This is a genomic window from Actinoplanes sp. SE50/110, from assembly GCF_900119315.1.
Lineage (GTDB): Bacteria > Actinomycetota > Actinomycetes > Mycobacteriales > Micromonosporaceae > Actinoplanes.
Genome location: NZ_LT827010.1, coordinates 1,237,484 through 1,249,979, shown reverse-complemented (window position 1 = coordinate 1,249,979; position 12,496 = coordinate 1,237,484). Strand labels below are relative to the sequence as shown.

Genomic DNA, 12,496 nt, shown 5'->3' with positions numbered 1-12,496 from the left:
ATCACGCTCCGTAGGCGTATCCGAGGATAACGACGATCGGAGTGTGAGCCGCGATGGTGCTGTCCGAGCGCACCGCAGGGTACGACGACCCGGGCGAACCGGGCCGGATGATCGAGTACACCGCCGCGATGTGCGGCGAGACACTGACCGGCGCGGCCCGACCCGGCGCCGGCCCCGACGACTTCTGCAGCCGGGTGGCGGTGACCTGCGGCCCGGCCCCCGCAACGGAAGAAGGGCCCTCACGAGGAGGGCCCTTCCCGGTGTTGTGCGCCGCGTAGGACTTGAACCTACAACCCGCGGATTAAGAGTCCGCTGCTCTGCCAATTGAGCTAGCAGCGCTTGCCAACGAGGAGAAACACTAGCACACCCGAGGAGCAGGACAGCTGGACGGGGGTGACTCCCGGGACGTGCGAGAAACGACGAAGGCCGCGACCTCAAATGGTCGCGGCCTTCGTGCTGGTGCGTCGCGTAGGACTTGAACCTACAACCCGCGGATTAAGAGTCCGCTGCTCTGCCAGTTGAGCTAGCGACGCCTGCCAACGGAGAAAACCGTAGCACGGCCTCGGAAGATCCTCGAAATCGACCGCTTCCCCGGCAACGGCGACCCGGGATTTGCCTCGATGCGTCAGGATGGCTGCGCCGAGAACTCCAGAACGGGGACCGAGATGGTCGACCTCCGCCGCTGTGTGGCGACACTGCTGGCACTGTCCGTGACCGTGCCGCTGGCCGCGTGCGGCAAGGGCGACAAGCCCGCGCCGGCCGCCGCGGCGAGCGTCGCGCCGGGGGCCGCCGCGATCCCGGAGAGCGCCACCACGGCGGCCCCGGTCACGCTGACGGTCAGCCCGGCCGCCGGGCAGAAGGACCTGCCGACCAGCACCGAGATCGGGCTCAAGGTGGGCAACGGCACGGTCACCTCGGTCCGGCTCACCGACGCCGAGGGCGGCACGGTCGCCGGCGCCCTGCGCCCCGACGGCTCCTCCTGGGTGCCGGCCAGGACGCTGAAGAACAGGCAGGCCTACACCGCCGAGGTCACCGCGACCGGCACGGACGGCACCACCACCACGGCGAAGACCAGCTTCACCACGATGGCGGCCGGCGGCCGGCACACCGGCACCGGGCTCTACCTGTTCGACAAGCAGACGTACGGCGTGGCCATGCCGGTCGTCGTCGAATTCAGCCCCGGCATCAGGAAGGCCGACCGGGCCGCCGTGCAGAACCGGATGTTCGTCGAGACCACCCCGTCCCAGCCGGGCACCTGGTCGTGGACGTCGAGCGGCACCGCGGCGTACTACCGCGCCCCGCAGTACTGGCAGACCGGCACCCGGCTCAAGGTCCGGATCGCGGTCGGCGGTCTGCCCACGGGCAAGGGCCTCCACGGCGACCGGGACCGGTCGGCCACCTCGACGATCGGGCGCAAGCTCGAGATGAAGGTGGAGAACGCCAGCAAGAAGATGACCGTGCTGCAGGACGGCAAGGTGGTCCGCACGATGCCGGTGAGCCTCGGCAAGAAGAGCACGCCGTCGTCCAGCGGGCACATGGTGATCATGGACAAGATGGCGCAGACCGTCTTCGACACCACCGACACCGACCCGACCGGCGGTTACCGGGTCAACATCCAGTACGCGCAGCGGCTCACCTGGAGCGGGCAGTACATCCACTCCGCCCCGTGGTCGACCTACGCCCAAGGTCACCAGAACGTGTCCCACGGATGTGTCAACGTGTCGCCCTCGAACGCCCGGTGGCTGTTCGACAAGACGCTGATCGGCGACCCGGTCACGGTGCAGGGCACCGGCGACCGGCTGGACTACGGCAACGGCTGGACACCGTGGGACGTGAGCTGGGAGAAGTTCGCCGCGGGCAGCGCCCTGCCGGTGCCCGCCGGGCTCGGCTGACGGCCGTCGCCGGGCCGTCCGGTCAGGGTTCGGCGGAACACACCGATAGGGATGGCGTGGCCGTCACGGCACGAATCCGGGATTGGTCAACTGGCGTTTCTGGAGCAGTATTGGGCGCCGGGGAGATTCGACGCCGTGAGGGGACCAGCGACATGACACCAGTTCGGTCGGCGGGCAGTGGCCGCCGCCAGATGCGCGTGACACTCGTCGCGCTGCTGGCGGGCAGCCTGCTGTTCACCGCGGCATGCAGCGGCGGCAAGTCGCCGAGCTGGCAGGGCGGCAGCAGCGGGGGCGGCACCACCGAGTCCGGGACGGCGCCGTCGGCCCAGCCGACGCTGAGCACCGTGGCGGTCACCTCGCCGCAATCCGCGGCGACCGGCGTCGAGGCCTGGTCCGACGTCAAGTACACCAGCGAGGACCCGGAGAACACCACGGTCAAGGTGACCGACGCCGACGGCTCCGAGGTCAAGGGCACCGTCGACAAGGACGCCAAGGTGTGGCACCCGGCCGAGTCGATGGACTGGGGCAAGCAGTACACGGTGACCGTCAGCACCCCGGCCGCACAGGGCAAGGGCAACCAGACCACCAGCAACTTCACGATCATGAAGCAGCCGGCCAACCTGGTGCGGGTCACCAGCTTCCTCGGCGACCACCAGACCGTGGGCGTCGGCATGCCGCTGATCGTCAAGTTCGGCCGGGCCATCCCGCAGAGCTACCGCGCCACGGTCGAGCGCAACATGAAGGTCACCGCCACCCCCGCACAGGAGGGCACCTGGCGCTGGATCAGCCCCACCGAGGTGCACTTCCGTCCGCAGACGTACTGGAAGGCCAACTCGAAGGTCTTCTACAAGGTCGCGCTCAAGGGCGTCAAGATGGGCGACGGGTGGTACGGCCGCTCCGACATGACGGTGGACATCAACATCGGCCGCTCGCTGATCATGACGGTCTCCAACAAGACCAAGAAGATGACGGTCACCCAGGACGGCAAGGTCATCAAGACCCTCCCGGTCAGCCTCGGCAAGGCCGCCACCCCGTCGTCCAGCGGCACCATGGTGGTGATCGAGAAGAAGGAGCACACCGTCTTCGACACCACCGACACCGACCCGACCGGGGGCTACAAGACCAACATCGACTTCGCTCAGCGGATCACCTGGAGCGGCCAGTTCATCCACGCCGCCCCGTGGTCCGAGGGCGTCCAGGGCAAGCGCAACGTCTCGCACGGCTGCGTCAACGTCTCCGAGGCGATGGGCGCGTGGCTCTTCAAGCAGACCATGATGGGCGACGTGATCACGGTCTCCGGCACCGAGGAGAAGCTGAAGAACGGCAACGGCTGGACCGACTGGAACATGAGCTACGCCGAATACAAGAAGGGCAGCGCCCTCTCCTGACGCACCCGCCCCGCACTCCCCCGGCTTTCCCGCGGGCCCGGTCTCCACGACCGGGCCCGCGGCCTTTTCCGGCCGAGGCTTCGCTTCCGGTCCGCTGGCCCACGGATCCGCCCGATGGCGGCGTACGCCGTGAAGCGACCCGCCGCGCGCGGTCCGGCACCGCCCGGGCGGCGTGTCACCCCCGGTGATCGCGTTCCGCGGACGCCGTGTGGCGACGGTCGTAACGTCCTGGGCATGCACATCCGCCCGATCCACCAGGGTGACGCGCCCCGGCTGGCGGTCCTGCTCGAACAGCTCGGCTATCCGTCGACCGAGAAGGACGTCCGCCACCGGCTCGGCTACTGGCTCGACGACCGGGCCAGCCACCTGCTCGGCGCCGACGACGACGGCGTCCTGGCCGGGGTCGCGGCCCTGCACGTCACCCCGATCATCGAGGTGACCGGGAAGTTCGCCCGCCTGGTCGCCATCGTGGTGGACGCCGACAGCCGGCATCGCGGTGCCGGGCGCGCCCTGATGGCCGCCGCGGAGCAGCGCGCCCGGGCGGCCGGCTGCCTGTTCATGGAGGTGACCAGCGACCGGGAGCGGCTGCCCGCCCACCGCTTCTACGAGAGCCTCGGCTACACCGACACGCACGAGAGCTCGCGCCGCTTCATCCGCCGCCTCACCCCGGCCGATCCGGCGCGTTCCACCACCCTCGATTGAGCCCGTGGTGGGCGGCTCAGCCCCACACCGACCCGCCGCCGCGACCGACGACCGCCGTCGCGTCACACCGACCCCGCCACCACGACGAGCCGGCACCAACCGCGGCCGAGACCCGTCTTCGGGTCACGCCCGCCACGACCCCGGCCGATACTCGTCGTCGCATCACCCCGACCGGTGCAACCCGCAGGCGACGCTCACCGCGTCGTCGCGCCCGGCCCACACACCGGTGAGCGGTCAGGGCCGGCGCGGGGCCAGGGTGTAGCTCAGGGAGATGACCATGTCGATCAGCAGGATCAGGGTCCAGGGGCCCATCGCCTGCCAGAGCGGCGCGGCGCGGTCGAAGCCGCCGGCCAGCGGGGTGAAGGCGGCCAGCAGGGCGGCGCTGATCGCATAGGCCAGAAGGTGCCGCAGCCACTGGCGGCGTTCCCGGGCCGCGTGCGCCCGGCCGGTGCGCGGCGGCGGGACCGGCGCGGGACCACCGGCGAACCGGTGCGCGAACCGGGTGTCGGCCCAGCGCACCATCTCGTGGCCGAAAACGACCGTGATGCCGAGGTAGATCGCGGCGAGTCCGTGCGCGAAGTCGGGCACCCCGCCCCGCCGCAGGTCGACGGCCGCGGCCCCGAGCAGCACGACGTCCAGCAGGGGCGCCCCGAGCAGCAGCGCGGCGCCGGTCCGGCGACGGCGCAGCAGATACCGGACTGCCAGTCCGGCAAGCAGGAAGATCCAGAATCCGATCTCGCAGGTGACGATGAGGGCAACCATGGCGACCTCTCCTCTTTTTCGCACGGTCGTGTTTTCTCGTTTATAACACGGGCGTGCGATGATGAGCGGGTGCCGAAGATCGTCGACCATGACGCGCGCCGCCGGGAGCTCGCCGGGGCGGTCCAGCGGGTGATCGCCCGCGACGGTGTCGCCCAGGTGTCGATCCGGACCGTGGCCGCCGAGTCAGGGTGGTCCTCCGGCGCCCTCCGGCACTATTTCGCCACCCGCGACGAGCTGCTGGCGTTCGCCTGCGAGCAGATGATCGAGCAGGTCACCGAGCGGATCGTCGCGATGCCGACGGACGGGCCGACCCCGGCGGTGGTCCGCCGGATCCTGCTGGAGACCATGCCGGTCGACGAGCAGCGGTACACCGAGGCGGCGATCGGCTTCGCGTTCCTCGCCCTGGGGCTGAGCGACCCGGCACTGGCCCGGGTGCAGCGGCTGACCTTCACCAGGATGGCCAACCTGTGCCGGCAGCTGACCGACGCGCTCACCCCGGACGCGGACGAGGCGGCCCGGCGGTCGCTGGCCCGGCGGATGCACGTGGTGGTGGACGGGCTCACCGTGCACGTGCTGGTCGGACACCTGACGGCGCCGGAGATGATCGCCGAACTGGACACGTTCCTGAGCGAGGCGGTCGGCGTGAACCCTCGTACCCCGTAATTTGGGTCTATGTCAGGTTTTGCGGGCCTAGTGTTGTTGATCCTGGTGGCCGGGGTCGCCGGATGCTCCGATCAGCGGCAGCCCGGCGCGCCGGGCTCGCCCGCCGCCGCGAGCCCATCGGTCGCCGACGATCCGCCGGGACGGCTCACCTGTCAGAATCTGGCCGCGGCCGTCCGATCGGCGTCCCTGATGGACCCCGGCGTGGTGGACCGGATCGTGGCGGCCAGCGGCAGCGCGGACGCCCCGGTCGCGGACGCGGCGACCGCACTGGGCGAGGCCTACCGGAACGCGCGGGCCTCGCACGGCACACCGAACGAGCCGGACGCGATCGCCGCGGTCAGCGCCGCGGCCGCCGACATGTCTCAGGTCTGCGCGGACAGCGGACTGGACTCCGCCGACTGAGGCTGATCATCCGGCTCGGAGCCGGCCGCTCGGCCCACCGATCCTGCACCCGGCTCGGGGCCGGGCGCTCCGCCGACCCATGCCGCTCCGCCGCTTCGGGCCGGTCGCTCAGCCGCCCGCCGGGAAACCCCCGGTGACCTCCGCCTTCCGGTCCCCCGCCGCGACGATCCCCCCATACAGATCCGCGCCCGGCTGCCGCTTCCCGGCCGCGTGCTGATACTGCGCCGCGAACACGTAGCTGCCCGCCGCCAGCGTCCCGCCCGGCTTCAGGATGAACCGGTAGATCACCGCCGCCTTCTCCTCGGTGACGCTCATCGTGATCATCGCGGCCGGGATGGTGCTCCAGCTACCGGTACTGATCACCCCGTCGGTGCGGGCCACGCTGATCGCCAGGTCCAGCGCGGTGATCACCTTGGTGCTCGCCACCGTCACGTCGCTCTGCGCCCAGTCGTCCGTCGAGTACACGTCGATCACTCCGCGGGAGGTGAGGAACCCGTTCACCGGCTGGAAGCTGGGCGGCGCCGACGTCACCTGACCGCGGCCGGCCGGACTCTTCGCCTTCGCGGCCGGCGAGGACGTGCCGGGAACCGCCGGTGACGGCGACGGCGACGATGCCGGCGACGCCGTCGTGGTGGTGGTGGTGGCGGCCGGCGCGCGGTCCGGTTCCTCAGCGGTCAGCAGCTTGATCCCGGTGAAGCCGGCGACCAGGGTGGCGACCACCGAGGCGGCCGCGGCGACCGGACGCAGGCCCGCGAAGCGGCGGAGGAAAGGGCGCGGCGCCCGGACCGGCTCCGGCGCGAACCGGCCCCGGTCGATCCGGTCGAACATCGCGTCGCCGTCCGGCACGTGCCGGTCGGCCTCCCGGCGCAGGATCTCCGCCAGATCAGCCATGGTGACCTCCGGTCGTCAGCGGCATCTCCCGCAGGAACTCGCTCAACTGGGCGGCGCCCCGCGAGGTGTGACTCTTCACGGCGCCGAGCGAGATGCCGAGGATGGCGGCGACCTCCTTCTCCGGCACGTCGAACGCGTACCGCAGAATGACGCACTCGCGCCGCCGCAGCGGAAGTCGCCGCAGGGCCGCGCGCACGTCGAGGATCGCGGGAGTGTCGGTTTCGCCGCGGTCGCGGCGCAACAGACCGAGCCGCAACAGGCCGGCGCGGTCCCGGGTCTGCTTCCGGATCCACTGCCGGGCCAGGTTGGTGACGATGCCGCGGGCGTACGCGATCGGGCTGTCCGCCGCGCACACCCGCGCCCAGTGCCGCCACACCTCGACGAACGCGTCGGACGCCAGGTCGTCGGCGACCTGCGTCTCGCCGGTGACGAGATAGGCGAGACGCGACAGATCGGCGTGGTGCTCGTCGAAGAAACGCCGGAAGGCGCCTTCGTCGTCCGTCTCCGGCACGCGGCTCTTCCTGACCGTCGAGGGCCCGCAGGCCGACCGGGTTAGCTGATCTTCACCGAGTACGCGCTGGTGTCGAGCCGCCCCGAGCCGGTGAACACCTCGGTTCCGGCCTGCACGCTGGACAGATACTTGGTCTTGTCGAGCCATCCCCGCCCCGCCAGGTCAGTGGTGAAATCGGTCAGGCTCAGGTCGGCGGAGGTGGTGTTCGAGGTGCGCACGAACGAGTACACGTTCCAGCCGATGTTGCCCTTGTAGAGGTCCCAGGTGGTGCCGCCGACCATCACGGTCGCCTGCCGGGTGCCGATCGGGCCGGCCCCGCCGCTGCGGTACAGCCAGACCATCACCTCGTCGGTCGGCTGGTCCTGCCAGTCGGCGTTGCCCATCGCGTGCAGCCACAGGTCGTACGACACGTTCATGATGTTCGAGGTCTTCGGGGTGACCGTGAAATTCCAGCTGCTCCGGACGGACCTGCCGGCACTGAGCCGGACCGGCAGGCCGGTGCCGGTGGTCTTCCAGCCCCAGTGCCAGCCGAGGACGGCGCCGGCATAGGACTTGACCTTGGTGGTGTCGCCGGACCAGGTCCAGTCGGTGCCCCAGCTGAGGTTGTCACCGGTACGGCCGTTCACCCAGACGCACTGGGAGCCGGCGCCGTCGGCCCTGCCCCAGGTGTTGTTGTTGACCCAGTACCTGCCGCGGACCAGGGCGGCGTAGTCGGTGCAGTTCTTGACCGGGGGCGCGGTCGCTGTGGGGGTCCTTGTGGTGGTCACTGTCGGGGTCTTTGCGGCGGTCGCTGTTGCCGTCTTTGTAGTGGCCGCTGTTGCCGTCTTTGTAGCGGCCGGCGTCGTGCCGCAGGTCATCCCGTTGACGACGAACGCGTCGGGGATCGCGTTCGGCCCACCCAGGGTTCCGTTGAAGCCGAGCGACACCGTCGCCCCCGCCGCGATGCTCCTGTTCCACCCGGCGTCGGTCACCGTCACGGTGGCACCGGTCTGCGTCCACGTCCCGGACCAGCCGGAAGCCAGCCTCTGCCCGGACGGGAAAGCGAACCTGAGCGTCCACCCGTCGATCGCCGACCCGCCGGTGTTACGGATCTCCACGTCGCCGGTGAAACCGGAATTCCACCGGCTGCCGACGGTGTAGGTGACGGCGCACCCGGCGGTCACCGCGGCATCGGCGTTCAACACGCCGACAACCGCGGCGCCGGCACCGACCGCCACCACCGCGAGTGGCACGACGAAACGCTTGACGAGCATCAGGGGGGACTCCCGGGGGAAGGGACTGGGTTGATCACCACCTCAGTGGCCCCGGAACCCGGAAAGGTTGCCCACTACTCGAAAGAATCTCGGAAACCCGAAAAGGCCCGGTCCGAAGACCGAGCCTTTCGCATGGGGTGATCGACGGGACTTGAACCCGCGACCCCCTGGACCACAACCAAGGTCACTTTCCCCTGACAACTCCTGATCAGTGAAGTCTGCCCAGCTCACGGCAGGCTTCAGGACCCGCCCTAACGGAGCTTGACCGCACCGCAGGTAGCCATGCCGCTCCCAACCCGGTCCCACTCGACCGCCTCGCCCAGCTCACGCCTCCGCAGACGAAAGGGGACGATGGCGCGCCGTTCGCCGGTGTCAGGTCGAACTGGACGTAAATGCTCAAATCTTGGGTCATGCCCTATGCTGACAAACTGTAAGACTTGATTAGATTTCTATATTTACACTGATTGCTATGGCCGTATCAGCCCCGGATGCGTCTACCCCGAGGCGACGCCGGTCCTCTACCTCAGCGGATCTGCCGCTCCGCCCTCGCCGAAGCACGCGGCGTTCGTCCGCGCCGCACAGGACTCCCTTCCCGGCCATCCCGGCCGCCCCGACGGGACACCGCTGACCCGGCAGAAAAACTCGACGATCGCTGCCGCCCAGCGCGCCGCCTCATGCGCGGGGTTCGTCGCGACCGGTCCTGGCGATTCCTGCGACGAATATCCCTATGCCACGACACGCCAGGGCGGCGCCACAGCCAAGGTGGCGCACGTACCCACCGTCGATAACACCAACGGGGGAACTAAGCTCAGTCGCTTTTACCGCGACATGCGTGTCTGGGACAACGACCCGTTCTTCGTCCAGGTCGTAGACTGACCCACCATGACCGACGAGGACACGTCGCCCACCCTGCGTCTGGCGGGCAATGGGGAAGTCTCGGCGTCGAACGGCTTCTACGAGCTACTCGACTACGAGGGGTTCGATGACATCCCGCCGGACGCTAACGTCGACAACGGGCTCGTATCCGTCGGGTCGACCGGGGCGATCATCCTCACCGGAACAATGGTCGGGCCTGTGGCGCTGCGTGTGGAAATTCACCACGCAGCGCCGCGGCTGGACGTTGCCGGATGGGAACGGGTCGTCGAGGTTGAGCAGTACACCGCCAGCGGCATCGTGTCGGTCAACTCCCCGCTCATCGGTGATCCCGGCCTGCCCTCGCTGGAAACGACCGGAAACAGTTGGTACCGCATCCGGATTCACGCCCGCGGCATCGAAGAAGCCCGGGCCTACCCCGCGACCGTCGACAGCCCGGTGGAACACCACCTTCTCCAGCTCTGGCCCGCTGTTCCAGAAACGAGCACCGAAGACCACGAGTTCCCCAACCCGGCACTACGCGAATACCGAGTGCTTCACCCTGGATAAGATCGACCGTACCTATATGCCCAGGGGCAGCATTTCGCCGGAACAGCACGGCCCCGTCCGGGACCTGCGACCTCTTCTACCACAACCGAGGTCATTTTCCCCTGGCCACTAAAGATCCAGCAGGAGATCCGTTTTGGGCTCCATAAGGGCTTGCCGGCCGTAGTGGCTGGTCTTGGCGGTGGCTTGATGGCGTCGTAGGTAGGTGGATCAGACGATGGCGTCGGCGACGCGGCGTGCGGGGCTGATGATCAGGGCGTGGAACAGACGGCGGAGTTCGTGACCGTGACCGCGATCAGGCCGTCCGGAGTTTCGCTGCTGACAGTGGTCGCTGCGGCGAGGAACGCGTGGGCGGCGATGTCCAAGCTGGTCCAGCGGCGGTGTTGATGCTGGTCCGGGCCGAGGCCAGTCTTCGTGGCCTGGAACGATCGCTGCTTCTCGGCGCAGCCGCCAACTGTGGGTCACCGCCATAGGCTTCGTCGCCAGCGACCCACCGGCACGACAGCCCGCTGGTCACCGCGGTCTCGATCAGCCGGCGTGCCAGCTGCGGTTTCGTGGCGAACGTGACAGTGTCGTGTACTCCTGCTTCGGCCCGTCGCTGCGGATCGTCGGTCCAGGATCTTGGCAGGAAGAGCGCGACGTCGACCAGGGTGTGCCCGAGCGGTGAGGCTTAGGATAGGTGCACTGCGAGCTGGCAATTCTCGATCCTCCCAGCGGTGCCCGAGTACTGCCGCTGCACACCGACGGTCTGAGTGCCTTTCTTCAGGTCACCGGTCTCATCGACTAGCAGCACGCCGTCGAGATGCCCGAGCCGGGCGGTCACGAAAGTCCCGCACGTCCGCACGGACCAGTGCGTCGTCCCAGCTGGCACGACCGATGAGGTCCTGCATGCCACCCGGGCCGTCGTCGCTGGCGTGTTCAGCGATCGTCCAGCAGTTCTTGACCGGCAACGGCGCGAGCAGGGGGGCCGGGGCAGGCTCAAGGACGGCTCCATGCGCACCGTGGCCACTCCCCCGTTCCTGAACGGCCTGTTACAGCGTCATCTGGCCTCGGGTGTCCCGCTCAAGTGCCCTTGCGTTCCACGGGTCGAAGATGACTCCCGGATTCCGTGGTGCACGGGCGGCGAGTATGCGTTCGCGACTGCCGAAAGCGCGCACTACCGTCGTTCGAACGTCAGCGAGCGGATTTTCCGGCCGGCCGCCGATGGCTGGTATCCGCAGCGCGCTCCCCGCCGGCCCCGCATGCCCCGCATGCCGGTTCTGGTTGACCATCAGTTCCCGTGGCCAGGCAAGCCGCTGCCGGCATGGCCGGCCGTTGCCCCGGGCGAGCCATACGAGCTCTCGCAGGGTCGGGGTCGCCCGCGCGTGACCGACGAGTCGCGGCTGGCGTCCTGGTTGCCGGTCCTGTGCGACCTCACCCCGCACGGCATGCGGCACGGCTATCAGACGTGGATGGACGAGGACGAGATCCCGTACGTGGCTCAGTCCCAGCAGATGGGGCATGAGGTGCCGGGCATGCACGGGATCTACAGCCACGTCACGGATCGGATGCTGGAGCGGATCCGCGCCGCGCTTCAACTGCGGTGGGAGGAGTCACTCAGAGCCCGCGCGGCGCTGCCGCTCACCTCGGCCGTTCCGTTGCTTGCCGCAGCCCTGAAGACGCTCCCTCGAGAGGCGTCCGCTCCCAATCCGCTCCCAAATTCGGACGCCTAACAGGGAGAGGCCCTGACCGCTTTCGCGATCAGGGCCTCTGACCTGCACTTCACATGGGGTGATCGACGGGACTTGAACCCGCGACCCCCTGGACCACAACCAGGTGCTCTACCAACTGAGCTACGACCACCATGCCCGCACGGGAAAGCTGTTCCCGTGTTGCCGGCTAATCATAGCCGCCCGCCCCGGGCCGCCGTCGAGCGGGTTACCGCGTGGCGCGTTCAGAGGTCGGCGGCGACCGCCTTGGCGGTCTCCACGTCCGGGCCGGGCGGCGGGACGAAGACGGTGCGGCGGTAATACTCCAGCTCGCGGATGCTCTCCCGGATGTCGGCGAGCGCGCGGTGCGACAGGCCCTTGGCCGGCTGACCGAAATACACCCGCGGGAACCAGCGGCGGCACAACTCCTTGATCGAGGAGACGTCGATCATCCGGTAGTGCAGGTGGGCGTCGAGCGCGGGCATGTCCCGGGCCAGGAAGCCACGGTCGGTGGCGATCGAATTGCCGCACAGCGGGGCGGTGCGGGGATTCGGCACATGCTCCTTGACGTACGCCAGGATCTGCTCCTCGGCCTCCGCCATGGTCAGCACCGAGCGGCGCACCTCCTCGGTCAGCCCCGACTTGGCGTGCATGTCGCGCACCACCGGCGGCATCGCGTCGAGCGCCGCGTCGTCGGCGTGGATGACCAGGTCGACACCGTCGCCGAGCACATTGAGATCGGGATCGGTGACCAGCGCCGCGACCTCGATCAACTTGTCCTTGCCGAGGTCGAGACCGGTCATCTCACAGTCGATCCACACCAGAAGATCCGCCACCCGGACAGCGTACGCCGCAACCCACGCGGTTGTTCGACGCGAGTGTCACCTCAGCGAACATTCGCGTTGTATGTCCGCTTTAGTGGGTC

Annotated in this window: 14 protein-coding genes, 3 tRNA genes and 1 pseudogene; 9 read left to right on the top strand and 9 right to left on the bottom strand. The window is 69.0% G+C overall.

Annotated elements, in window-relative coordinates:
* The first annotated feature begins 53 nt into the window (after positions 1-53).
* A complete protein-coding gene (locus ACSP50_RS05550; RefSeq protein WP_014688175.1) occupies positions 54-278 on the top strand; it encodes a hypothetical protein in 225 nt (74 codons plus the stop codon).
* On the opposite strand, the gene ACSP50_RS05545 is transcribed toward ACSP50_RS05550, so the two are convergent.
* Positions 267-339 (bottom strand) — tRNA-Lys (locus tag ACSP50_RS05545). The two genes, ACSP50_RS05550 and ACSP50_RS05545, sit on opposite strands and share 12 nt — an antisense overlap.
* A 118-nt stretch (positions 340-457) precedes the next feature.
* Positions 458-533: transfer RNA gene (locus tag ACSP50_RS05540), tRNA-Lys, on the bottom strand.
* Positions 534-665: 132 nt separating this feature from the next.
* Here ACSP50_RS05540 and ACSP50_RS05535 point away from each other — a divergent pair.
* From ACSP50_RS05535 to ACSP50_RS05525, 3 genes are all read left to right on the top strand, one after another.
* Positions 666-1,892 carry an Ig-like domain-containing protein gene (locus tag ACSP50_RS05535; protein WP_014688174.1) on the top strand — a complete coding sequence of 409 codons (1,227 nt, stop codon included), beginning with the start codon at positions 666-668 and terminating at the stop codon, positions 1,890-1,892.
* 152 nt (positions 1,893-2,044) lie between these two features.
* The gene (locus ACSP50_RS05530) at positions 2,045-3,280 is read left to right on the top strand and encodes an Ig-like domain-containing protein (protein WP_099343702.1); all 1,236 of its coding nucleotides are present in this window, start codon (positions 2,045-2,047) and stop codon (positions 3,278-3,280) included.
* Positions 3,281-3,514: 234 nt separating this feature from the next.
* Positions 3,515-3,982: a GNAT family N-acetyltransferase gene (locus ACSP50_RS05525; RefSeq protein ID WP_014688172.1), complete on the top strand. Its 468-nt coding sequence runs from the start codon at positions 3,515-3,517 to the stop codon at positions 3,980-3,982.
* Positions 3,983-4,216: 234 nt separating this feature from the next.
* Here ACSP50_RS05525 and ACSP50_RS05520 read toward each other — a convergent pair whose 3' ends face one another.
* The gene (locus ACSP50_RS05520; RefSeq protein WP_014688171.1) at positions 4,217-4,744 is read right to left on the bottom strand and encodes a hypothetical protein; all 528 of its coding nucleotides are present in this window, start codon (positions 4,742-4,744) and stop codon (positions 4,217-4,219) included.
* A 69-nt stretch (positions 4,745-4,813) separates the two neighbouring features.
* Here ACSP50_RS05520 and ACSP50_RS05515 point away from each other — a divergent pair, with 69 nt between their 5' ends.
* Together ACSP50_RS05515 and ACSP50_RS05510 are read left to right on the top strand one after the other, a co-directional pair.
* On the top strand, positions 4,814-5,407 hold the full coding sequence (locus ACSP50_RS05515; protein ID WP_014688170.1) for a TetR/AcrR family transcriptional regulator: 594 nt from the start codon (positions 4,814-4,816) through the stop codon (positions 5,405-5,407).
* 30 nt (positions 5,408-5,437) lie between these two features.
* Positions 5,438-5,809: a hypothetical protein gene (locus ACSP50_RS05510; RefSeq protein ID WP_155123443.1), complete on the top strand. Its 372-nt coding sequence runs from the start codon at positions 5,438-5,440 to the stop codon at positions 5,807-5,809.
* Positions 5,810-5,917: 108 nt separating this feature from the next.
* Here the strand turns inward: ACSP50_RS05510 and ACSP50_RS05505 are convergent, their stop codons facing one another.
* Genes ACSP50_RS05505 through ACSP50_RS05495 form a run of 3 tightly spaced genes read right to left on the bottom strand, consistent with a single transcriptional unit; the run spans position 5,918 to position 8,464 of the window.
* Entirely contained in the window at positions 5,918-6,700 is a 783-nt protein-coding gene (locus tag ACSP50_RS05505; protein WP_014688168.1) for a hypothetical protein, read from the bottom strand.
* On the bottom strand, positions 6,693-7,211 hold the full coding sequence (locus ACSP50_RS05500; protein ID WP_014688167.1) for a SigE family RNA polymerase sigma factor: 519 nt from the start codon (positions 7,209-7,211) through the stop codon (positions 6,693-6,695). The genes ACSP50_RS05505 and ACSP50_RS05500 overlap by 8 nt, the downstream gene beginning before the upstream one ends.
* Before the next feature lie 41 nt (positions 7,212-7,252).
* Positions 7,253-8,464 (bottom strand): cellulose binding domain-containing protein, encoded by a 1,212-nt coding sequence (locus ACSP50_RS05495; protein WP_014688166.1) that lies wholly within the window; start codon positions 8,462-8,464, stop codon positions 7,253-7,255.
* A 453-nt stretch (positions 8,465-8,917) separates the two neighbouring features.
* Between ACSP50_RS05495 and ACSP50_RS45000 the strand changes: the two genes are divergently transcribed.
* Complete coding sequence (locus ACSP50_RS45000; protein WP_080127728.1) at positions 8,918-9,340, top strand: NucA/NucB deoxyribonuclease domain-containing protein; 423 nt, start codon at positions 8,918-8,920, stop codon at positions 9,338-9,340.
* A gap of 6 nt (positions 9,341-9,346) precedes the next feature.
* On the top strand, positions 9,347-9,886 hold the full coding sequence (locus ACSP50_RS05485) for a hypothetical protein (RefSeq protein WP_014688165.1): 540 nt from the start codon (positions 9,347-9,349) through the stop codon (positions 9,884-9,886).
* 292 nt (positions 9,887-10,178) lie between these two features.
* On the opposite strand, the pseudogene ACSP50_RS44995 reads toward ACSP50_RS05485, so the two are convergent.
* Positions 10,179-10,877 (bottom strand): annotated as a pseudogene (locus ACSP50_RS44995) (transposase).
* Here ACSP50_RS44995 and ACSP50_RS41570 point away from each other — a divergent pair.
* Positions 10,876-11,595, top strand: coding sequence for a LacI family transcriptional regulator (locus ACSP50_RS41570; protein ID WP_014688163.1), 720 nt, complete (start codon positions 10,876-10,878; stop codon positions 11,593-11,595). The pseudogene ACSP50_RS44995 and the gene ACSP50_RS41570 overlap by 2 nt on opposite strands.
* 54 nt (positions 11,596-11,649) lie before the next feature.
* Here the strand turns inward: ACSP50_RS41570 and ACSP50_RS05470 are convergent.
* Together ACSP50_RS05470 and orn are read right to left on the bottom strand one after the other, a co-directional pair.
* A tRNA-His gene (locus ACSP50_RS05470) sits at positions 11,650-11,725 on the bottom strand.
* A gap of 91 nt (positions 11,726-11,816) precedes the next feature.
* A complete protein-coding gene (gene orn / locus ACSP50_RS05465; protein WP_043513574.1) occupies positions 11,817-12,374 on the bottom strand; it encodes an oligoribonuclease in 558 nt (185 codons plus the stop codon).
* Between the last annotated feature and the right edge of the window lie 122 nt (positions 12,375-12,496).

Coding starts and splice junctions, on each gene's coding strand:
- ACSP50_RS05550 (WP_014688175.1), top strand. CDS start 54: ATGGTGCTGTCCGAGCGCACCGCAGGGTACGACGACCCGGGCGAACCG.
- ACSP50_RS05535 (WP_014688174.1), top strand. CDS start 666: ATGGTCGACCTCCGCCGCTGTGTGGCGACACTGCTGGCACTGTCCGTG.
- ACSP50_RS05530 (WP_099343702.1), top strand. CDS start 2,045: ATGACACCAGTTCGGTCGGCGGGCAGTGGCCGCCGCCAGATGCGCGTG.
- ACSP50_RS05525 (WP_014688172.1), top strand. CDS start 3,515: ATGCACATCCGCCCGATCCACCAGGGTGACGCGCCCCGGCTGGCGGTC.
- ACSP50_RS05520 (WP_014688171.1), bottom strand. CDS start 4,744: ATGGTTGCCCTCATCGTCACCTGCGAGATCGGATTCTGGATCTTCCTG.
- ACSP50_RS05505 (WP_014688168.1), bottom strand. CDS start 6,700: ATGGCTGATCTGGCGGAGATCCTGCGCCGGGAGGCCGACCGGCACGTG.
- ACSP50_RS05495 (WP_014688166.1), bottom strand. CDS start 8,464: ATGCTCGTCAAGCGTTTCGTCGTGCCACTCGCGGTGGTGGCGGTCGGT.
- ACSP50_RS05485 (WP_014688165.1), top strand. CDS start 9,347: ATGACCGACGAGGACACGTCGCCCACCCTGCGTCTGGCGGGCAATGGG.
- ACSP50_RS41570 (WP_014688163.1), top strand. CDS start 10,876: ATGCGCACCGTGGCCACTCCCCCGTTCCTGAACGGCCTGTTACAGCGT.
- orn (WP_043513574.1), bottom strand. CDS start 12,374: ATGACCGGTCTCGACCTCGGCAAGGACAAGTTGATCGAGGTCGCGGCG.